This window comes from Sinorhizobium sojae CCBAU 05684, from assembly GCF_002288525.1.
Classification (GTDB): Bacteria; Pseudomonadota; Alphaproteobacteria; order Rhizobiales; family Rhizobiaceae; genus Sinorhizobium; species Sinorhizobium sojae.
The window spans coordinates 2641351-2662384 of record NZ_CP023067.1; the positions used below are offsets into that span (position 1 = coordinate 2641351).

At 62.6% G+C, this 21034-nt stretch carries 20 protein-coding genes and 1 tRNA gene; 11 read left to right on the forward strand and 10 right to left on the reverse strand.

Going from position 1 to position 21034, the window contains the following annotated elements; all coding sequences use genetic code 11:
• Window positions 1-189: 189 nt before the first annotated feature.
• On the forward strand, window positions 190-1782 hold the full coding sequence (locus tag SJ05684_RS12980; RefSeq protein WP_034857273.1) for a gamma-glutamyltransferase family protein: 1593 nt from the start codon (window positions 190-192) through the stop codon (window positions 1780-1782).
• A gap of 19 nt (window positions 1783-1801) precedes the next feature.
• On the opposite strand, the gene SJ05684_RS12985 is transcribed toward SJ05684_RS12980, so the two are convergent.
• Both SJ05684_RS12985 and SJ05684_RS12990 read right to left on the reverse strand, forming a co-directional pair.
• A complete protein-coding gene (locus tag SJ05684_RS12985; RefSeq protein WP_034857272.1) occupies window positions 1802-2767 on the reverse strand; it encodes an MBL fold metallo-hydrolase in 966 nt (321 codons plus the stop codon).
• Between the two features lie 391 nt (window positions 2768-3158).
• Window positions 3159-4148 carry a zinc-dependent alcohol dehydrogenase family protein gene (locus SJ05684_RS12990; RefSeq protein WP_095694263.1) on the reverse strand — a complete coding sequence of 330 codons (990 nt, stop codon included), beginning with the start codon at window positions 4146-4148 and terminating at the stop codon, window positions 3159-3161.
• Window positions 4149-4249: 101 nt separating this feature from the next.
• Here SJ05684_RS12990 and SJ05684_RS12995 point away from each other — a divergent pair, with 101 nt between their 5' ends.
• The 4 genes from SJ05684_RS12995 to SJ05684_RS13015 all read left to right on the forward strand — a co-directional run bounded on the left by SJ05684_RS12995 (window position 4250) and on the right by SJ05684_RS13015 (window position 8390).
• Window positions 4250-5149 (forward strand): LysR family transcriptional regulator, encoded by a 900-nt coding sequence (locus tag SJ05684_RS12995; protein ID WP_095694264.1) that lies wholly within the window; start codon window positions 4250-4252, stop codon window positions 5147-5149.
• Window positions 5150-5271: 122 nt separating this feature from the next.
• Entirely contained in the window at window positions 5272-6513 is a 1242-nt protein-coding gene (locus SJ05684_RS13000; RefSeq protein WP_034855150.1) for a glycosyltransferase, read from the forward strand.
• 237 nt (window positions 6514-6750) lie between these two features.
• On the forward strand, window positions 6751-7311 hold the full coding sequence (locus SJ05684_RS13005; protein WP_034855148.1) for a GNAT family N-acetyltransferase: 561 nt from the start codon (window positions 6751-6753) through the stop codon (window positions 7309-7311).
• Between the two features lie 569 nt (window positions 7312-7880).
• Window positions 7881-8390: a hypothetical protein gene (locus tag SJ05684_RS13015; protein ID WP_193354424.1), complete on the forward strand. Its 510-nt coding sequence runs from the start codon at window positions 7881-7883 to the stop codon at window positions 8388-8390.
• A gap of 330 nt (window positions 8391-8720) precedes the next feature.
• On the opposite strand, the gene SJ05684_RS13020 is transcribed toward SJ05684_RS13015, so the two are convergent.
• The 3 genes from SJ05684_RS13020 to SJ05684_RS13030 form a co-directional block, all read right to left on the reverse strand.
• Window positions 8721-8797, reverse strand: a tRNA-Met gene (locus tag SJ05684_RS13020).
• Window positions 8798-8929: 132 nt separating this feature from the next.
• Window positions 8930-10126 carry a tRNA 2-thiouridine(34) synthase MnmA gene (gene mnmA, locus SJ05684_RS13025; RefSeq protein WP_034855175.1) on the reverse strand — a complete coding sequence of 399 codons (1197 nt, stop codon included), beginning with the start codon at window positions 10124-10126 and terminating at the stop codon, window positions 8930-8932.
• Window positions 10127-10284: 158 nt separating this feature from the next.
• Window positions 10285-11031, reverse strand: a complete 747-nt coding sequence (locus tag SJ05684_RS13030; protein ID WP_034855147.1) for a helix-turn-helix transcriptional regulator — start codon at window positions 11029-11031, stop codon at window positions 10285-10287.
• Between the two features lie 501 nt (window positions 11032-11532).
• Between SJ05684_RS13030 and sciP the strand changes: the two genes are divergently transcribed.
• Complete coding sequence (sciP, locus tag SJ05684_RS13035; protein WP_003527546.1) at window positions 11533-11808, forward strand: CtrA inhibitor SciP; 276 nt, start codon at window positions 11533-11535, stop codon at window positions 11806-11808.
• Between the two features lie 206 nt (window positions 11809-12014).
• Here sciP and SJ05684_RS13040 read toward each other — a convergent pair whose 3' ends face one another.
• Complete coding sequence (locus SJ05684_RS13040; protein WP_034855145.1) at window positions 12015-12365, reverse strand: flagellin family protein; 351 nt, start codon at window positions 12363-12365, stop codon at window positions 12015-12017.
• 534 nt (window positions 12366-12899) lie between these two features.
• On the opposite strand from SJ05684_RS13040, the gene ctrA reads away from it, so the two are divergent.
• Window positions 12900-13601 carry a response regulator transcription factor CtrA gene (gene ctrA / locus SJ05684_RS13045; RefSeq protein WP_026616417.1) on the forward strand — a complete coding sequence of 234 codons (702 nt, stop codon included), beginning with the start codon at window positions 12900-12902 and terminating at the stop codon, window positions 13599-13601.
• Between the two features lie 346 nt (window positions 13602-13947).
• Here the strand turns inward: ctrA and SJ05684_RS13050 are convergent, their stop codons facing one another.
• Together SJ05684_RS13050 and chpT are read right to left on the reverse strand one after the other, a co-directional pair.
• Entirely contained in the window at window positions 13948-14310 is a 363-nt protein-coding gene (locus SJ05684_RS13050) for a response regulator (RefSeq protein WP_034855142.1), read from the reverse strand.
• 269 nt (window positions 14311-14579) lie between these two features.
• A complete protein-coding gene (gene chpT / locus SJ05684_RS13055) occupies window positions 14580-15224 on the reverse strand; it encodes a histidine phosphotransferase ChpT (protein WP_034855140.1) in 645 nt (214 codons plus the stop codon).
• Between the two features lie 362 nt (window positions 15225-15586).
• On the opposite strand from chpT, the gene SJ05684_RS13065 reads away from it, so the two are divergent.
• Together SJ05684_RS13065 and SJ05684_RS13070 are read left to right on the forward strand one after the other, a co-directional pair.
• The gene (locus tag SJ05684_RS13065; RefSeq protein WP_034855137.1) at window positions 15587-16192 is read left to right on the forward strand and encodes a DUF1134 domain-containing protein; all 606 of its coding nucleotides are present in this window, start codon (window positions 15587-15589) and stop codon (window positions 16190-16192) included.
• A gap of 161 nt (window positions 16193-16353) precedes the next feature.
• On the forward strand, window positions 16354-17511 hold the full coding sequence (locus SJ05684_RS13070; RefSeq protein ID WP_034855136.1) for a coiled-coil domain-containing protein: 1158 nt from the start codon (window positions 16354-16356) through the stop codon (window positions 17509-17511).
• An 84-nt stretch (window positions 17512-17595) separates the two neighbouring features.
• Here the strand turns inward: SJ05684_RS13070 and SJ05684_RS13075 are convergent, their stop codons facing one another.
• Both SJ05684_RS13075 and SJ05684_RS13080 read right to left on the reverse strand, forming a co-directional pair.
• A complete protein-coding gene (locus SJ05684_RS13075; RefSeq protein WP_034855134.1) occupies window positions 17596-18426 on the reverse strand; it encodes a TrmH family RNA methyltransferase in 831 nt (276 codons plus the stop codon).
• Between the two features lie 4 nt (window positions 18427-18430).
• Window positions 18431-18811 carry a hypothetical protein gene (locus tag SJ05684_RS13080; protein WP_034855133.1) on the reverse strand — a complete coding sequence of 127 codons (381 nt, stop codon included), beginning with the start codon at window positions 18809-18811 and terminating at the stop codon, window positions 18431-18433.
• 28 nt (window positions 18812-18839) lie between these two features.
• Between SJ05684_RS13080 and SJ05684_RS13085 the strand changes: the two genes are divergently transcribed.
• Together SJ05684_RS13085 and rpoH are read left to right on the forward strand one after the other, a co-directional pair.
• Entirely contained in the window at window positions 18840-19868 is a 1029-nt protein-coding gene (locus SJ05684_RS13085; RefSeq protein ID WP_034855173.1) for an RluA family pseudouridine synthase, read from the forward strand.
• A 204-nt stretch (window positions 19869-20072) separates the two neighbouring features.
• Window positions 20073-20978, forward strand: a complete 906-nt coding sequence (gene rpoH / locus SJ05684_RS13095) for an RNA polymerase sigma factor RpoH (protein ID WP_034855131.1) — start codon at window positions 20073-20075, stop codon at window positions 20976-20978.
• Window positions 20979-21034: the final 56 nt, after the last annotated feature.

Below are 21034 nucleotides of genomic sequence, written 5' to 3' on the forward strand. Positions count from 1 at the left end.
CAAGTGGACGCCCGAACCTGTCGCAGAAGCCCAGCTTTGCGACCGATTGATGCGAACAGAAGTTTGTAACTTTGATCGCTAAATGGCACTAATTATCAGTACATTTGGGACAACACAGTCGAATTTATTGGAAAGTTCTGGTGCCAGAGACTGACAAAGTAGATGGCCGGGAAGACTTTGGGGAACGTCATGCGCAACTTCGAAGATCCTGGTCGGTCGCTGGCCGTCGCACGTCGCGGCATGGCGGCAACCTCCCATCCGGCCTCAAGCCTGACAGCCATCGAGATCCTCAAGGCAGGAGGCAACGCCATTGATGCGGCGGTGGCGGCCGTGGCGGTTCAGTCTGTCGTCGAGGCGGGTTCGACCGGTGTCGGCGGGGACTGTTTCGCAATGATAGCGGTGGAAGGATCCACCGACATTCGCGCATATAACGGCTCGGGCCGGACACCGGCCGCCCTGACCGGCAACGCGTTGCGGGCCGAGGGTGTGACAGCAATCGAGCGCTCTTCTCCTCATGCGGTCACGGTTCCTGGAGCGGTCGATGCCTGGTGCCGCCTCTTGAAGGACTTCGGCCGGATGCCGATGGCCGAGGTCCTTCAACCGGCCATCGTCATGTCGCGCGACGGCTACGCCTTGACACCCCGTGTCGCCGCCGACCTCAGCCTGCAGCGCGACCTCCTGGCGGCGGACCCAACCACCCGTGCTACCTTCCTGGTCGAGGGAGCGGCGCCTGCGGTCGGCAGCATCCAGCGCCAGCCCTTGCTCGCCGACACGCTCGAAGCGATCGCACGCGGTGGCAAGGACGCCTTCTATCGCGGCGCTGTCGCCGAGGACATGGTGGACTATCTGCGCGGCCTCGGCGGCCATCATACTCTCGACGATTTCGCCAGCGCTGCAGGAGACTACGTTACGCCCATCTCCACGACCTATCGCGGCCGCACCATCTACGAATGCCCGCCGAATGGCCAGGGCGTCGTCGCCCTCCTGATTCTGAACATCCTCTCACGTTTCTCGCTGTCCAACGACCCGTTCGACGTCGATGATCTGCATCTCCTCCTCGAGGCAACACGGCTCGCCTATGCCGCGCGCGACGCGATGGTCGCCGATCCCCCCGGGTCGGATGGGGCCGTCGAGCGTATGCTCTCGAGCACCCTTGCTGATCGCCTCGCCAGTGGCATCTCCGTCGATCGGATCACCGATCCGTTGCCGTCGGTCGACACCGTCGAGCACAAGGATACCGTCTATATTTGCGTGGTGGATCGCGACCGCAACGCGGTCAGCTTCATCAATTCGATATTCAGTTCCTATGGCAGCGGGCTGATGTCGCCACGCTCAGGCGTGTTGTTCCACAACCGTGGTCAGAGCTTTTCGCTTGTGGCAGGGCATCCCAACGAAGTCGGTCCCCGCAAACGTCCGATGCATACGATCATCCCGGGAATGGCCGCCGAGGGCGGACGCGTCGTCATGCCGTTCGGTGTGATGGGCGGCCACTACCAGGCCATGGGCCATGCTCATCTGTTATCCCGGCTCTATGATTGCGGTCTCGATCTTCAGACCGCCATTGACCTGCCGCGCCTCTTTCCAATTCCCGCTACCGCAACGGTGGAGGCCGAGGAAGTCATCCGCACCCGCGTCGGCGCCGAACTGGAACGCCGTGGCTTCAAGGTTCAGCCACCCCGGTGGGCCATCGGCGGCGCGCAGGCCGTCTGGATTGACTGGGAGCGCGGCGTCCTGATCGGAGGGTCCGACCCCCGCAAGGATGGGATGGCGTTGGGCTATTAGCTCTGCCCCACAGAAGGCGTCAAAGCATGAACGTCTTGCCGACCGCGGCTGGAACGACCCTTTCGCCATAGGCGGCGGCCAGAGCGCTCACGGCGCGCCAACCCGTGCAGTGCCCGGGCGATATCAATTGCAGGTCAAACTGCGCCAGCGCTTCGACCGTCTCCGGGATAATGGGCTCGGTGATCCCCGAGAGGTGGAAGCCGCCAAACACGCCATAGAGCGGGATATCCTGAAACCGTGCCCGGGCGTGCATCAGAACGTTGATCAGGCCGGCGTGCGAGCAGGCGGTGAAGACGACTTGCCCCTTGCCGGCCACGTTGATCGCCACGAAGCGCTCATCCGGCATTATCTCGTCCGGCTCCCAACTGCCTGCCGCGGTCTGGCGATATTGACCGGGGAACCCGCGTTCGAACCGGGTCACGCGAGGGATTTCCCCGCTTACATAGAACGTCTCGTCAAAAAGCAGTTGCTCGTCTCGGGTAACGATGACATCGGCGCCGTTTCCAGACAGGACATCCACGCTCGGCACCAGCTCCATCGGTCGAAACTGCCCTTCGCCGGATTTCGTCGCGCGCAGGGCGAACATATCGGGATGCATGTAGGTCGGGACCGGCTGCCCACCATTGCCCATTGTGATCATCTGGAGGGCGCGCGGCATTGCACCCCCATGATCCCAGTGACCATGCGACAGCATCACCGCGCCGACATCGCCGAGATCGACGCCGAGCCTGACCACATTGCGCTCAAACACCCATTCCTCGGGCCCGGTGTCGAACAGGAGCGTGCGGCTGGCCGACCTCGTCCGGGTGGTGATCAAGCAGGAAAGCCCGTGCGCGGCGCAGCACAGGCATTTCCCGGAGAGCCATCGCATCCCGCGACGGCGATGGCGGGCGAACTCGGTCTCCACGAAATCAGGATTCGACGACAGACTGTCGGTCGCATTATCGACCAGAAAGAGGACCTCTGCCGTGTCGACGGCTCTCATGGAAGGGGCCTCGCCTGAAGATGCATCGGGACCAAGCGGTTATGCCAGCGTGCGGTATGCACCTCACGGTCCCGTGCATTCATGTTGCGTTGTTTTAACGAACGGAAGGGTACTAGATTTCAACAAGGAGTTCGAACGCTATCTCGCAGAACTTGCGGCGCCGATGTCCCATGACGGGTATTTCAGCGGAACCGACTCGCCGCGCAGCTCGAAACATATGGTTGTGGAGGGCCGACTCAATCGATCCCCCCAATTCACCTTCGGGCGTTTTGCTGCATGAAGGGCGGCCCGCTGTTGGCGCGAAACTGCGCTACATCCGCCGATCTGGAGGACTGGAACGGGTGGAGTCCGGCCTTCCGTCGATGCACTTCGGACCGGAGGTTGCGTTGGTTCAAACCGTCACGACAATTTTGCCGAATTGTTTGTTTGATTCCAGAAAGCGATGCGCTTCGACGATCTGGTCAAACGGAAAGGTTCTGGCGATGACCGGTTGGAGCGAACCCGATATCACCCCGTCGAGAATGAACGCCTTGGCGGGTTCCAGCCGGGCCGGATCGCCGATCACCTCGTGAACGAGGTAGCCGCGCAGCATCAGGCTCTTGCTGAGCACGGTGAACAGCGGAAAGGGCGTCTGCTCGGGGCTCAGGCCGCCATACTCGATGAGAATGCCGCCTGGCGACATGGCAGCGGTCAAAGGCTCGAAGATCGGTCCGCCGATCGGATCGAACACCACCCGAATGCCTTGTGGGCCGGAAATTTCCTTCAGGCGGGCTTCCAGGTCTTCCTCCGCGGAGGCGATGACATACGCCGCGCCGGCCTCCAGCAGCGCCTGCCTCTTGGCCGATGTCCGGGTGACTGCGATCGGTATCGCGCCAACCTTGCTGGCAATCTGGATCGCGGCCAGTCCCACGCTGCTTGACGCCGCGGTAATGACGACGAAATCCTGGCGGCCGAGCCCACCGATGTCGATCAGCCCGCCGTAGGCGGTGAGATACTGCATCCAGACGGCGGCCGCCCCCTCCCAACTAAGCGATGTCGGATGCTTGACGAGGAGCGCGGCGGGAAAGGTCGCGAGCTCGCCATACGACGGCCAGCGGATCATCGACCTCGCCGGCACCACGCTGACCGCATCGCCCGGCGCGAAGCCGTCCACGCCTTCGCCGACCTTTTCCACGACGCCCGCGGCTTCCAGGCCGAGGCTGGAAGGTAATTGCGCCGTTTCAATATAGTTGCCTGACCGTAGCAGGGCTTCGGCTCGGTTGAGGCCGAGCGCCTTGACCCGGATCCGAACCTCGCCCCGACCGGGCTCCGGAACATCCACATCTTCGATCCGCAGAACTTCCGGACCACCAAGCTCGTGAAAGCGAACGACGCGCGTCATGGCTAAACTCCAAAACAAGTGAACGGAATGAGCTATGACAGCAGTGTTTCAGCAGATAAATAGCGGACTAGTCAGCACAGTAGAAACCAAAGGTTTTGAATATGGATCGCCTGACAAGCATGGCCGTGTTCGTCAAGGCCGTCGATCTCGGCTCGTTCGCCGCGGCCGCAGCTGCTCTCGATCTCTCCGGGCCGATGGTTGGCAAGCATATCCGGTTTCTGGAGGAACGGCTGGGTGTGCGTCTCATCAACCGCACCACACGGCGCCAAAGCCTCACCGATTTCGGTCGAGCCTATTACGAGCGCTGCCGCGTGATTCTCGCCGAGACCGAAGCTTTGGATGCGCTTGCGGCTGACCAGCTTTCCGAACCGCGCGGAAAACTGCGCGTCACCATGCCGGTCCATTTCGGCCGGCACTGCGTCATGCCCGTATTGCTGGAACTCGCCCGCCAGTATCCGGCACTGGAACTTGAGCTCTCCTTCAACGATCGCCTCATCGATTTTGCGGAAGATGGCCATGATCTCGCTATCCGCACGGGAACGCTGGGGGACAGGGCCGGATTGATTGCGCGCCGTGTCGCGCGCCAGCCAATGATCGTTTGCGCCTCACCGGCTTACCTCGAAAGCCATGGCCGCCCGGAGACCGTGGAAGATCTGGCGCAACACAAAGCAGTCGTCTACCGTCGGTCCGGCCCTGTTCCGCCATGGCTCTTTCTACGGCAGGGCCAATCGCCTTTCGTAGTGATGCCACTCAACCGTTTCCGACTCGACGATCTCGATGCCATCGCCGATGCCACGATATCCGGAACGGGGCTTGCATGGCTTCCCTATTGGCTGGTGCGGGAGCGGATCGCGGCGGGCATGCTTGTCCGGCTTTTGCCCGATCAACCACCGTTCCTCTATGATTGCCATGCAGTATGGCTGCAGACGCCTCATCTGCCGCTAAAGGTCCGTGTAGCCGTCGATGCGCTGGCGGCTGCATTGCCAAAGTTCATGAGTTGATTTTAAGCGCGGCTCGCAGCGGGGAGTTGAGTGACTGCTTTGGGGCCGACACCGGACCGGCAGGTTTAGGGTCAGCATCGCAACGAGCGGACATTCGCTTCGGCATGGTGTACTGAGGGTGGATGCGCTTCGCAATTGAAACCCTCGGCACACGCGGTGACGTCCAGCCTTACATTGCGTTGGCTATGGGCCTGATGGCGCGTGGACATGAGGTCCAGTTGGCCGCTCCCGTCCAGTTCACCGACATGGCCGCCGAGCATGGTATTCTGTTCGCGGGCCTTCCAGGCGAATTCCTGGCGCTCCTGGATACGCGGGAGGGAAAGGCCGCCGTTGCCGGCGGCAAAGGATTCAGCGCCGGCTTGAAGCTTCTCAAGCATGTGCGCCCCATAATGATGAGGCTTCTCGACGAGGAGTGGCGGGCCGTCCGCAGCTTCCAGCCTGACGTGCTGGTCTACCATCCGAAATCGTTCGGCTCACCGGACATGGCCGCGGCGCTCGGTGTACCGCATGTCCTTGCTTCCCCCGTTCCAGGATTCACGCCGACCGACGAATTTCCTAGTCCTATGCTTCCGTTCGCGTCGCTCGGACCATTCAACAGAATGAGCCACACCTTTGCCATCAACGGGGCGCGGCTGCTGTTCGCCAAGGACCTGAAGGCGTGGCGCGCAACCACGCTCGGCCTGCCTGGAAAGACTGCTCGCAAGCCGGTGGCAGGGACACTCTACGCATATAGTCCGGCAGTGCTCCCGAAACCGACCGACTGGGGACCAGACGTGCTGGTCACCGGATATTGGTTCCTCGACCGCCCCGATTGGCAGCCGGACGAGGCACTGGAGTCTTTCCTGCGGGCTGGCCCCCCGCCTGTCTATTTCGGCTTCGGGAGCATGCCGGGGATCGACCCTGCGGCGATGACGGGCATGATCCTGAAGGCCCTCGAAATGACCGGTAAGCGCGGCCTGCTTACCGGTGGGGGCGGTGCGATCGGTAAAGTGGATGCGAGCCCACGTGCGTTTTTCCTGGCCAACGCGCCACACGATTGGTTGCTGCCACGGGCAACTGCCGCCATCCACCACGGGGGAGCAGGAACGACTGCGGCGAGCCTTCGTGCAGGACTGCCCACGCAGATCGTCCCTTTCTTCGGCGACCAGCCCTTCTGGGGCAGGCGGGTAGCGGCGCTTGGCGCTGGGCCCGCCCCACTCGACCGGAAGACGCTCAGCGCTGCCGGTCTGGCAAAAGCGCTGACAGCGATGGACGCGGCCATCATGCGGGCACGCGCGGCGGAGCTGGGAACCGCCCTGTCGGGCGACCGCGGTGTCGAGGCCGCAACTAAATTCCTCGAACGACTGAGCTTCACACCGAGTTGAGCGTGGTGTGTGGACGACGAACCTTGCCCGCCGGGCCGGCAGGAGTTCGATACCGCTGCGCGCGGCAGCATTGGGCCTAGAGCGGACGGGCAGCTGAATCCGGAACCGCTGAGCCAGCAGCAACCGGTATCGCTCCCACGCCGTCCGGGTTACGATGCGTAGCTGAGAACGGGCGCGGGCGCCTCGTCGGACCACCTACGTCAGGAGGGCAGTGTGAAATCGCCAACAGTGAGAGTTATGGCGGCGGCCGAGGAAGATCTGGCGGTCGAAACGGTCATGCTGGCGTTTGCAGCGGATCCTATGGCGCGATGGACCTGGCCGCATGCACACCAGTACGTTGCGGCCATGCCGCGAATGATCCGGGCGTTCGGGAGCAGCGCATTCTCTAACGGAAGCGCCTTTTGCACCGACGGCTACGCCGGGACGGCGCTGTGGCTAACGCCCGGGGTGCATTCCGACGAGGAAGGCCTTGGTGCGGTGCTCGAGAGCACGGTTGCGCGCTCTCTTACCCCCGAAACCACGGCCATATTCGAGCAGATGGCCACTTACCACCCGACCGAACCACATTGGTACCTGCCGCTGATCGGCGTCGACCCGGCGCATCAAGGCGAAGGTCACGGCGACGCCTTGATGGCGTACGCACTCGCACGGTGCGATCGCGATCACGCGCCAGCCTATTTGGAATCGTCGAACCCGCGCAACATTCCGTTCTACCGACGCTACGGCTTCGAACCGCTCGGCGCGATCCAGGTCGGTTCGTCGCCGACGCTCGTCCCGATGCTGCGGCGGCCGCGTTGAGCTTCAGTTCGATCAGATAGTTTGTGGCATACGGGCGCCGAGCGCGCGGCACAGCCGCGAAACGAAGATGGAGCGGACCGGCGAGAACGTTTGCCGGCGGGCACCTAGTTGGGGTTACAGGCGATGTCCGCTTTTAGAGGTCGGACGATATAGCTTTGACGACCGACATTCGCGCAAAGCGGACTTCGAAGAATCCGCCGAACCGCCCTCCGCGCAGTTCGGAAATACATTGGTTGTGGAGGACCGACTCAAACGATGCCCCAATTCACCTTCGGGCGTTTTGCTGCATGAAGGCGAGCCGCTGAGACGGTCGAAACGCTGGCGCAGTTTGACCTGCAATTGATATCACCCGGGCACTGCACGGGTTGGCGAGCCGTGAGCGCACTGGCCGCCGCCTATGCCGAGAGGGTCGTTCCATCCGCGGTCGGCAAGACGTTCATGCTTTGACGATTCCTATGGGGCAGAGCCCCACAGGGCGGCTGAACAGTGCCGATTAGCCCGATTGAGTGAATTGACGTTTGAACTTCAAGGCCATCAAATTCGGATTTCTTAGCACCGGGAGACACTTTGTGGATGCGGCGTACCCTGGAGACTCGGCGAGCGTTGACGACATTCTTGAGTTGGCGCAGCAATACAAGATGGCCGCCATCGTGCTCGGAGAACACTCTCCACGGGGCAAAAAGCACAATCCGCGTCGGTTTCTCGCCCTTCACTCGATTGAGCTTCACCTGAATGCGTTTCTGCTTGCCAAAGGTCTCGACTCCAAGGCCATTCGCGGCCTCAAGCACGACATAGGCGAGCGATCGCGAATGGCGATGGATGCTGGCCTAATCTTGCGCAGACGTACGGCCGAGCACTTGGCAACGCTGACCTCCAACAGGGAATATCTCGTTATACGGTATGGTCCTGAGATGACCGCGACGCTGACGCAGGTGAACCGGGTGATGGCAACGCTTGAGGAGCTATCCACAAAGGTAACGAAGATCTGCACCACTGTAGCCGGGGCCAGCATCAAAGCTCAAGGAGGCGGCACAACCCAGAAGCGCTCGGTGTACGTCGCAAATCCGACAGATACCTGATGCTTCGGGATAAGGTTTCATTGCTATCGCGCTAATTGCTCTGGCTGGTGATGCTGCAAAACGGGGGCGTTCTTGTTCGGAAGGACAGTGTTCACATTCATGATAACGGCTGCGGCGTTCGGCCCGGCATCAGCTCAGGTGATGTTAGACGACAGCTGGCGAGCCGCCTGAACGAATTGGATGCCCGCGTCGACGCCGAAGCGATAGTCGCTTTCCGAAATCTAGTCGACAGCGTCGTCGTGCACGATCGGCATGGAGGCGTGGAAGTCGAAGTGATCGGCCACCTACCCGCCCTGATCGGCGCCAACGCTGAAATGCTGGGGGGACGTGTGGTAGCGGAGGAGGGATTCGAACCCCCGACACAAGGATTATGATTCCTCTGCTCTAACCTACTGAGCTACTCCGCCGCCGGTGCCAGAAGGCTTCTTGGCGAAGCCCGTTTCGGCTGGTCGGGCGGCTTATAAGGTGCTGTTCCCGCTAGTGTCAAGCAATGTCTTCGGGAAATGCGAAGTTTTCCCGAAGAGGCCGAGCGACCCGTCTCAGGCGGCCGCCGGCGCCCTGAGGAGCGCCTGCAGGGCGGCCTCCGCGGTGGGCTCGCGCTCGGATTTGCGGATGAAGCCGCCGCCATAGACTCGGGCGTCCTCGCCGGTGCCGGAATAGAGCGCGCAGGCCTGGCCGGGCGCCACCCCCGCCTCGCCCTCGACGAGCTCGACATAGAGCCCGTCGGCATCGCTCTTCAGCACCGCCGGCGCCGGCTGGCGGGTGGAGCGGACCTTGGCGAAGCACGCAAAGCCGCGGACAGCCGCTTCCTCAAGTTCCTCATCGCCGAGCCAGTTGACATCGCGCAGATAGACGCGGCGCGTCTCGAGTGCCTCCTTAGGGCCGACGATGACGCGGCGCGAGCGGGCGTCGAGATAGACGACATAGAGTGGCTCGCCGGTGGCAACGCCGATGCCGCGGCGCTGGCCGATCGTATAGTGCAGGATGCCCTCATGCGTGCCGAGTACACGGCCGTCGAGATGCACGATCTCGCCGGCAAGCGCCGCATTCGGCTTCAGCTTCGAGACGATGTCGCTGTATTTCCCCTGCGGCACGAAGCAGATGTCCTGGCTGTCGGCCTTCTTGGCGACGACAAGACCCATCTCCTCGGCGAGCCGCCGAGTCTCGGTCTTGGAAAGGCCGCCGAGCGGAAAGCGCAGATAGTCGATCTGCTCCTGCGTGGTGGCAAAGAGGAAGTAGCTCTGGTCGCGCTCCGCATCCGTCGGCCGGTAGAGGGCGCGCTGACCGGCATGGCGGGGCTTGGGGCTCGGCCGCGAGCGGATGTAGTGGCCGGTCGCCAGCGCATCGGCGCCGAGCTCCTTGGCGGTCGCCAGCAGATCGGCGAATTTGACCGTCTGGTTACAGGCGACGCAGGGAATCGGCGTTTCGCCGGCAATATAGCTCTCAGCGAAGGGATTGATCACCGTTTCGCGGAAGCGCGCCTCATAGTCGAGCACGTAATGCGGAATGCCGAGCGTCTCGCAGACGCGGCGCGCATCGTCGATGTCCTGGCCGGCGCAGCAGGAGCCGGCGCGGTGCACGGCCGCGCCATGGTCGTAGAGCTGCAGCGTGATGCCGAGAACGTCGTAGCCCTCGCGTTTCAGGAGCCCGGCCACGACGGAGGAATCGACGCCGCCGGACATGGCGACGACGACGCGCGTATCTTCGGGCTTGCGGTCAAAATCGAGACTGTTCACGGGATCCAATCCGGAATCCGGGCGCGGCCATCCGACGCCCTCTTTTACGCTTCAGGCCGCAAGGCGCTGGTCTCGCCGCGCCAGCGGCATTTCCATGGCTTTCGTGCCGCGACATATAGAAACTTGTGCCTCGCCGGGCAAGGGCGACGGCGCGGGCGTCAGATCAGCTTCATCCTGATGGCCCGGGCGATCGCCTGCACGCGGTTGACCGCATCGAGCTTGCGGGCGGCGCTCTTGAAATAGCTCGCCACCGTATAGGCGGAGATGCCGAGGATGATGGCGATCTCGTCACTGCTTTTTCCGGCCGCAGCCCAACGCAGGCATTCGATCTCGCGGCTCGACAATTTCTCGCGCGCGGGCTGGCCGGCATCGAAGGTGCGCTCGAGACACTCGAAGAGCTGGACGAGCGCCAGATAGATCATTGCCTTTTCCCCGCCCCTGGGCTCCTCCCGTTTGCCCGAAAGCATCGCCAGGAACGGCTCGCCCGAGGTCGTGTGCAGAAGCACGGCGAAATGGCGCACCATTTCCGGATGCGGCTGGAGCTGGCGGATCGCGCCCATCCCCCTTCCCTTCCCCGTCTCCTCTAAGAGTTCCGGACCGCCCGCAATGGGCAGCTTGGTACGGCGCAGGCGCTCAACGAGTCCGCTCGCCGGGAAAATCTGCTCGGCGTCATACTGGCGCACCAGTTCGGCCGGCCAGTTGCTGAGAACCAGGCGCTCGGAAAAACGCTGCTCCTCGGCCATCGGCAGCCGCGCGATCAGGAAATGCGCGTAGCCATAGCGGGTGACCAGCTGCCGCATCAGCTGGAGGATTTCGTATTCGGTCTGCACCGACGCTGGATCGATGTCGAAAAACAAATCTGCGTCAGCCTCGCGCTGCAAGGCCGGTTCGTTCGCTTCCTTCATTCAAGGTCACCTGCTGCCGACGGACGCCCGGCTCAAATTCAAGCCCCTCACACGCTCCGGCAATTGCCAACAGCGGCGGAAACCCGCCCCGGTCGCGGCGCGGCCGGTCAAAGGGAGTGGTGATGCGCGGGCGGAAATATCCGGGAGCGCCGCTTCGACGCTCGCTCCTTGTTTGTGCATGCCCTTGCCCCGAAACCGCTACATGTTTTGGAGCGGCATGCATCATGAGGAGTCCCGTTATCAGGAAATCTCCTTCGAAGCGAAATGTGGTAATTGCATGGCTCCCGAACCGAAGGGCAGCAAAGTCCCCGGCAATTCAGCCGCTTCGCAGGATGCTGAAGGAGATCGGCGATAGCACCGCCCTGCTGGCCGTGCAGGGGATTCCCGCCGGTCGGAAGTGTCTCAAATTATAAGCAAATCGTTACCAGCCGCTTAGGTAAATGTTAAATGTGGCACGCTAGGGTCGTGTGCATATGGTCTTGCGTTTGTGTAGAGAGTCCCATGACCGAAATGATGCGTCCACGCGTAAAATATGTCATCGGCCCCGATGGCAGTCCTCTGACGATTGCGGACCTGCCGCCGGCCAATACCCGGCGCTGGGTAATCCGCAGGAAGGCCGAAGTCGTCGCCGCCGTGCGTGGCGGTCTCCTGAGCCTTGAAGAGGCATGCGAGCGTTACACCCTCACCGTCGAGGAATTCCTCTCCTGGCAGTCCTCCATCAACGATCACGGCCTGGCCGGCCTGCGCACCACGCGCATTCAGCAATATCGCCACTGATCACCCCTGAAACAGGGCCATAATTCGAACCGGCGGCTCGGGATCCTCCCTGAGCCGCCGGTGTCGTTTCAGGGGGCCGCGAACGACCCCCTCTGGCGCCGCGAGGCTTCCGCGCTTCGAAAAGGCCCGAAACAAAACGGCCTGCCTCCCGGAAACGCGGGAGGCAGGCTCATTTCGACTTCTCTGCTGCTGCGCCTCAGGCCCTCTCAGGCGCGAAGCCGGGTGCCCGCATCCCGCTCTTCGAGCGCGGCCGCCTTCTCGTATTCGGCCTGAACTTCCGCAAGGGCGAGCTCGGCCGCATCCTGCTGCACTCTCAGTTCCCGGATCGACACCTGGAGGTTGTCGGCGCGCTGTCGGGCAGCCTTCGCGAAGGTGGGATAGGCGAAATGCGAGGGGTCGGAAATGCCCGACTTCTTTTCCTCGAAAACGATCTGGCTTTCCAGTTCCTTAGTCATCCGCTCGAACTCAGCCATCATCATCTGAAGCTGGTTCAACTGACGCTGCTTCTCCCGAACCTGAAATTCTTTCAGGCGGACAAGGCTCTCACGTGGTTTCATACGCAATACTCCCGTGGATGGCGAGACCCCGGCTACCGATTCCGCAGCGCCCCCGCTTTCGGACGAGGCCGCCGCAGCACTTTGAACTTGCACATGGTCCGGCACAAATCGACTCCGATCCGAGACCCATGCGCTACCCCTCCGGCTCCGCCCTGGAGCCGAAAACGAAAAATCCCCAGCGGTCTTAACAAACACCTACCGCTGGTAACCTTTCGTTTACGGGCATCGTTAATCATAGGGACGATGGTTTAAGGCTCCGTAAATGCTGAGATACGAAATGTGGCGCTTGGCCTATTTGCGAGTCTAGAGAGTCAGATATCGGCATCTCCTCATGTATCGCATGAGGAACGCCGTTTCAGATTCACCTTTGGAATCAGGAGACTGCTAAAAATATTTAACACGCTCGATACACCTTGCCAGAGTGAATCAGAATTTGTTAACCATTTGATGGCAGCCTCCAAATCAGGCAACGACTGGATCCGTAACGCGTAAGGGGGGCCACGTAGACCTTGGGCGGCGGAAAAGGGGAAGACTATGCGGGTTCTACTGATCGAAGACGACAGCGCGACAGCTCAAAGCATTGAGCTGATGCTAAAGTCGGAGAGTTTCAACGTCTACACCACCGATCTGGGGGAAGAAGGCGTCGATCTCGGCAAGCTTTACGATTACGATATCATCCTTCTCGACCTGAACTTGCCGGACATGTCCGGCTACGAGGTCCTGAGAACGCTGCGCCTGTCGAAGGTGAAGACCCCGATCCTCATTCTCTCCGGCATGGCAGGCATCGAGGACAAGGTCCGCGGCCTCGGCTTCGGCGCCGATGACTACATGACCAAGCCCTTCCACAAGGACGAGCTGGTGGCACGCATCCATGCCATCGTGCGCCGCTCAAAGGGCCACGCCCAGTCGGTCATCGCCACGGGCGAACTGATCGTCAACCTCGACGCCAAGACGGTGGAAGTCGGCGGCCAGCGCGTGCACCTGACCGGCAAGGAATACCAGATGCTGGAGCTGCTCTCGCTGCGCAAGGGCACGACGCTCACCAAGGAAATGTTCTTGAACCACCTTTATGGCGGCATGGACGAGCCGGAACTGAAGATCATCGACGTCTTCATCTGCAAGCTGCGCAAGAAGCTTGCAAACGCCGCCGGCGGCGCCAACTATATCGAAACGGTCTGGGGCCGCGGCTACGTGCTGCGCGAGCCCGAGGGCAACGACTACCTGGAAACCGCCTGATTTCCAATCCGTCGCGCCCCCGGCTTGGCCCGGGCGACGAACCCGCCCCGACGCAAAACCCGCCCCTGGGCGGGTTTTTGTCGTTTTGGCGCCTGCCGCTGCTGCAAAACCCTACAGCAACCTTTGCGCTTTCATCAAAGGCGGATGCGCCTTCACAAGGATGAGGTCCGGACGAGAGCCTGCCGTATCGCAACCGGGCACCCGATAAGACGCGGCGCTGCAGGCGTGCCCTACCCGACCCTTCGCCCTGTTGAAGTCAAGACAAAAAAGGGCCGCGGGGGAGCCGCGGCAAGTTTCTTCGGGAGGATCTGGACCGCATGTTCAAGGCCGGTCGCGGAAACCCCGCTCAGGCCGCCATCGACTGGCTGGCAAAAACGTTCGTCAGGATCTTGCGGTCGAAGGGCTTCAGGAGGAAGTCGTCGGCGCCGGCGCGCTTGCCAGCCATCATCTTGCGCAGGTCCGCCTCGACGACGCAATAATAGATCTTGACCGAGGCGCCCTCGGGCAGCCGGCGGATATTGCCGATGAGGTCGAGCGCCCCTTCGAGCCCGGCATCGACAATCAGGATGTTCGGCAGCTCGGCCTCGCAACGCACCAGAGCGTCGAGGCTGCTCGCCGCCTCGGACACGAGAAAACCCATGCCCGACAGGATGCGCTTGCCGACCTTCCTTACAACATCCGAACCATCAGCGATCATCAAGCGCCGCATGTTTCACTCCTCCACGCCTCACGGGCGAAAACGCGTCCAGGAAACAATCCTATACGGATTTGGCAAAGAAACTGTTACCGCGCTCGGTCAACGCTCTCTTTTGTTTCGCGGTAAAGTTGCCGGCCCCGTTTAACGCGTCCGGATATGATCATCGAGAGCAAGGAAATCCGGGGCGTTCCGCCAGCGGCAAGAAAACGCAAGAACCCGCCACGCGGACCGGTGGGGAGCCAATTCGTGCCATTTTCGGTGAGCGGCGGCGCGGCTCCGGATCAGGCCCCGGCGCGTGCGGTGAAGACGATCTCTTCGCCAGTCGATGCGACGTCAATCGTCATGCCCGCCTCTTCGGCGAGCAGCACCGTATAATAGGGCTGGATCGAGTGCGCGTCGACCGCCTCCTCCGGGGTGCCGGAGAGGATTTCCATGAGCTTCGGCGGCACGCGCATCATCCGCCCCTTGGCGACGAGCGTGAAGGCGGCGTCGAATTCCGGATCCTCCAGCGTAACCTCGATCGAGCCGCCGCGCGGGATCGCGCCATAGGCGATGAGGAACAGGTTCAGGAGCAGCTTGACGCGATTCTTGGCGATGATCGCGCGCGGGCCGTTCCAGGTGACTTCGGTCTTCTTTTCCGCGGCGGCAAAATCCTTGGCCGCCTTCTCCGCCTCTCCGGTGTCGATCGATGCGCCGACCGAGCCCGAAGCGCCGAAAGCGAGACGGGCGAATTTCAGCCGGACCGAGGCATTGAGGGCGCTGGTGCGGATCAGGTCCATGGCATCGGCATCGGCGCCGCCCTCGTCGAGCAGTTCGAGGCCGTTGTTGATGGCGCCGACCGGCGAAATGACGTCGTGGCAAACCCGGCTGCACAGCAGCGCGGCCAGATCGGGTCCCGTCAGCGTCAGGTTCGGATTCTTTGCCATTCTCGTTCCTTGTCCGGTTCTTCCATCCGGGGCTTGCGGAGGGTGCAAACGCCCGCGACGCTCCGACCGGCCACGCCCCGTGCGGCCGGCGAGCACACCTATTTCTCGATGAGCCATAATGACATCACATTTGGTAAACCGATTGTTAAGATCATCGGTTCAAATTGTCAGGGCACCCCGATTTCGGTGGCCCAGCCTCGCGCGGAACCACTGAAAGCGGATAGGGTGCGCTCAATCAAGACGGTCGTGCCATTCATGCACAGCCACTTGAAAATGGTCCAGACCCGCGGGTGGCGCACGACCGATCAAGAGCTGGTCGTAACGGCCCGCGCGCGCCGCATTCGCGCCTGACGGAGGAAACGATGCAGCCGAAGATGAAGGCTACCGCAATGGCTGTCCGCGCCATCCTGACCACGATCATACTGATCGGCGTCGCCCTGACAACCGGCGCCTATTCCGCCGCCCACGCCCAATCCGCCAACGGAAGCCAGTATTCGATGCAAGAGATCATCGACGCCGGCCACACCTTTTTCGGCGAAACCTCCGGCGGCCTTGCCAAAGTGGTGGAGCGCGCCTTCGAAAGCTACGGGCTGCCGAACGGTTACATCCTCGGGCAGGAAGGTTCCGGCGCCTTCATAGCCGGCCTGACCTATGGCGAGGGCGAGCTCTACACCAAGAATGTCGGCCAGCATCCGGTCTTCTGGCAGGGCCCGTCGCTCGGGCTCGATTGGGGTGGACAGGGCAGCCGGGCAATGATGCTTGTCTACAATCTGCCGAGCGTGCCGGCGCTCTACAAGCGCTTCGGCGGCGTCTCCGGCTCGGCCTATGTCGTCGCCGGTGTCGGCATGACGGTGCTGACCGACGAGCATGTCGTCGTCGTGCCGATCCGCACCGGCATCGGCGCCAGGCTCGGCGTCAATGTCGGCTACCTCAAGCTGACGCAGCAGCCGACCTGGAATCCGTTCTGACGTCCGGTAACGAGGAGCGCGCAGGGTTGATCGCTGTGGATATGGAAAGGCGTGCAAGCTTGCAGTAAATGTCATTTCAGGCGTCATGCTTTACTGCAAAAACGAATGGGCCGCCCGGCCGTCCCGGATGGGCGGCCCGGTCCAGATGAAACGGCCGGCACGTGATTGAATATGCGCTCCTCTTTGCTCTCGGCTTCCTGACGGCGGTCCTGCTCGGTCTGATGATCGCGCCCGCCATCCAGAGGCGCATCGTGCGCTTCGCCGAGGATCGGCTGAAAGCAACCATGCCCTTGAGCCCCCAGGAGGTGCGCGCACAGAGGGATGCCGCCCGCGCGACCTACGCCGCCGAAAACGCCAAAACCATGCAGGCCTTGCGCCGCGAGCGCGACAAGGGCGTCGCCCTGATGCTGCAGAACGAAGGGACGCACCAGGAAGCGCGTCGACTGGCCGAGGAAAATGCCGAGCTTCAGGCGCAGGTGGCGGTAATGAACGTCGAGGTCACCACGATGCGCTCGACCATCCGCGAACTCGAGCTGCGGGTCGCGGATATGCGCGCCTCATTCGAAAACCTGCAGCGCGCCGATGGCGACAAGAGCGAGACCATTCGCCGGCTGAAGAAGGAACTGGACAGGCATGCCGCCGAAAGCGACAGCCTTCGCATCGATGTCGCGGCGCGGGAGACCGAGGCCGAGCATCTGAAGAGCCGTGTCGCCGGACTGCGCGACGAACGCGAGGCGCTGCGGGCGGATCTCAAGGCGGAAAACGCGCGGGCCCGCGAAATGGAGTTGCGGCTGGAGCGGGACGGCAGCCGCATACGCCAGCTGGAAACGAAGCTTGCCCGTGAAACCGCCGCCATTGCCGATCGCGAGAGCGCGCTCGAGCGCCGCGCCCAGGAGATAGAAAGGCTGAAGGCGCGGGTGAAAACGGCAAACCAGGAGATCCGCGACGCGACCAAGGCGCTCCGCACCGCCGGTGTCAAGCTGCCGAAACAGCCGGGCCCGAGCCGGAAAGCGGTAGGCAATGCGGACGAGAAAGAGAAGGCCATGCTGCAGGAGCCCGACGCCGACAGGCTTTCCGAGGACATGCGTATGCGCGCAACGGCGCTCTCGGAACGCCTCACGAATTCGAGATCCGCCGCCCATGACGAGGCCCTGCGCGATGAAATGGCGGAGATTGCCGCCGGCATGGTCGCGCTCACCGCCAGGCGCGAAGGCGACACCTCGCCGATTCACGGGCTCCTCGCCGGCGAAGAGGGAGAGAAGCAGGGAAGCCGCAAGAGCCTGGCGAAGCGCGCCAAGGAATTGTTGCCGTCAAAATAACGCCAGGCGCGGATTGGGCTTTTTTGTCAAGTCGCCGGCCCCGTGAGGAGCCCTATGCCGGGATGTTTCGGCCGCCTGCCCGGGTCAGATCCGGCCGTTGACGCGCGCAACCTGATGGAGCGCAATGCCCGCCGCCATCGCCACGTTGAGGCTGTCGAGGCCCGGCCGCTGACGGATGCGCGCGGTCCGAACGGCTGACAGGATCGCCTCCGGCAGGCCCTCGCCTTCGGTGCCGACCAGGAGCGCCGTGCGCGGCGCCGGCGGGATCTCCGCGACATCGGTTTCGCCGCGCGGCGAAAGGCCCCAGAGCGCAAAGCCCGCCGCCTGCAGCCGCCCGATCAGCTCGGCCGCGGTTCCCTCACGCGCAAAAGGTAGCGTCAGCACGGAGCCGACCGACACGCGGATCGCCTTGCGGTACATCGGATCACAGCTCGTCTGGTCCATCAGCACCGCATCAACGCCGAAGGCCGCGGCATTTCGAAACAGCGACCCCATATTGTCGTGGTTGGAGATGCCGCAGGCGGCGAGAACAAGGCTTGAGGCGGGAAGCCGAGCAAGCAGCGCATCCCCGCCCGGCAGTTGATCGCAGCGGCCGAGAGCCAACACGCCCCGATGCATGTTGAACCCGGCGATCGCATCGAAGACGCCGGCATCGGCCACGTAGACCGGAACCTCGGGCGGAAACTTCGCAAGCAGATCCCCAAGACCGGCAACGCGGCTTTCCAGGAGCAGGATCGCCTCGGCGGCAATACCGCGGCCGGAGCGATGCGCCGCTGCCAGCAGGCGCAGGACGACGGTGCCCTCGGCGATGAAGCGGCCCTCGCGTCCGATGAGATCACGCTCCTTGATCGACACCAAGCCCGCAATGCGCGGGTCCGACGGGTCGTCGATCCGGATCAGAGGGGCCGCGCCCATGCCGTCAGTTCGTCCTGACGGTGATGTCCGCGACGATGCGCCCTGCCCCGATGTCGAAGACGATCACACGCGGCTCTGCACCCGGCAGGCTGCCATAGAACAGCACTTGCGAGCCGGAGAGCGCCACCTCGTTTATCGAAAATCCGGCCGGCAGCGCCGCGATCGCCTGCACCGGCGCGTCCGCCGGCACGCTGACCGCCGCTTGCACCGTCTCCGGGCCGCCTTCCGTGCGCGTCAGCTTGTAGACAATCGTCCCGAGGACGGCCATAAGCATGATCAGCATCACGCCGGCCGACACGAGTTGCAGGCGCACCATCTTGCGGCGGACATTCTCCATCGCCGGATCAAGGGGCTTCTCTTCATCATCGGGCTCGATTGCGGTCATGGCTGGCTTTCTATCGGAATTGGAACGCATGAACGATCCCTTTAAACAAGCGACCGGCAATAGGAAAGTCCTGACGGCGAATGAGAGCGCCGCGGGACGGCTCGACGCCTTTCTGACGGAGGCGCTTTCGGGCGAGTTCTCGCGCAACCGTATCAAGGGCCTGATAGAGCAGGGTGCCGTTTCGATGAACGGCTCGCCGGCTCTCGAGCCTAAGAAGAAGGTACACCCGGGCGATACGTTCGAGATCGCCCTGCCTGAACCGGAAGATCCGGAACCGAAGGGTGAGGCGATCCCGCTCGACGTCATCTACGAGGACGATGACCTGATCGTGCTCGTCAAGCCGGCCGGTCTTGTGGTGCACCCCGGTGCCGGCAATTGGACGGGAACGCTCGTCAATGCCCTCATCCACCATTGCGGCGCAAGCCTTTCCGGCATCGGCGGCGTCAGGCGGCCGGGCATCGTCCATCGGCTGGACAAGGACACGAGCGGCGTCATGGTCGTGGCGAAGAACGATGCCGCCCATCGCCATCTCTCCGACCAATTCGCCGATCACGGCCGCACAGGACCGCTCGAGCGTGCGTATCGGGCGATCGTCTGGGGCCGCCCTCGCCAGTTGAAAGGCACGATCGACGCACCGCTCGGACGGGCGGGAGACCGGACAAAGCGGGCCGTCAAGCATGAGGAGCGCGAGGACGCACGCGAGGCGATCACCCATTACGAGGTCGTCGAGCGCTATCAGGAAAAGCCGGACGGCACCGCGCTCGTCTCGACCGTCGAGTGCCACCTGGAAACCGGCCGTACCCACCAGATCCGCGTGCACATGGCCCATATCGGCCATCCCCTGCTCGGCGATCCCGATTACGGCGCTGCCTTTCGGACCAAAGCCAATCTTTTGCCGGAGCCGGCAAAAGCCGTGGTCAACCGCTTCCCTCGCCAGGCGCTCCACGCCTTCATGCTGCAGTTCGAGCATCCCTCAAGCGGCGAGACGATGCATTTCGAAGCGGCAATGCCGGCCGACATGGAGGAACTGATCGCGGCGCTGCGGACCGCCGGCTGATCACCCTTGAAATTGCGGCGAAGGATTCCGATCTAATACGGGTCTCAAAGCGCGATATTTCCTCTTCGGTCTCACGACAGCGTGAAACCGGACTCCTTGAATCATGCTTTCGCCGCACTTATCTTCTAGGCTCGTGGGGTCTGAACGAAGACCCACGCCAGCCTGCCGTCTTGGAGGCCGGAGACCAAAAAGAGGGGGTGCTTCATGGCCCGCAGTACTTTGCCGACCATTGCTGCCGGAGAGGGCGGTCTAAACCGCTATCTCGACGAAATCCGAAAATTTCCCATGCTCGAGCCGCAGGAAGAGTACATGCTCGCCAAGCGCTATCAAGAGCATGAAGACCGCGGCGCCGCGCATAAGCTCGTGACGAGCCATCTGCGCCTGGTCGCCAAGATTGCGATGGGCTATCGCGGCTACGGGCTGCCGATCGGCGAAGTTATATCCGAAGGCAATGTCGGCCTGATGCAGGCGGTCAAGAAGTTCGAACCCGACCGCGGCTTCCGCCTTGCGACCTATGCGATGTGGTGGATCAAAGCGGCCATCCAGGAATATATCCTGCGCTCCTGGTCGCTCGTCAAAATGGGTACGACCGCCAATCAGAAGCGGCTATTCTTCAATCTGCGCCGGCTGAAGGGCCGGATTCAGGCCCTTGACGACGGCGATCTCAAGCCGGAGCAGGTGAAGGAAATCGCCACGACGCTCAAGGTGAGCGAGGACGAAGTCGTTTCGATGAACCGCCGGCTGTCCGGAGACGCTTCGCTGAATGCACCGATCAAGGCCAGCGAAGGCGACTCGGGCCAGTGGCAGGACTGGCTGGTGGATGAGCACGACAATCAGGAAGAAATCCTGATCGAACAGGACGAGCTCGACAGCCGCCGCGCCTTGCTCGCCGACGCCATGAAGGTCTTGAACGACCGCGAGCGCCGCATCTTCCAGGCCCGCCGCCTCACCGAAGATCCGGTGACGCTGGAGGACCTCTCGACCGAGTTCGACATCAGCCGCGAACGCGTCCGCCAGATCGAGGTACGCGCCTTCGAGAAGGTGCAGGATGCCGTCCGCAAAGCCGCGCTGGACCGCGCCAATGCACTCCGCGTCGTCGAGGGCGCGTAGTCGAGGGCGCGTAAACGACGCAAGCTCGAATTCGAGACTCTAAAACCCCGGCATGA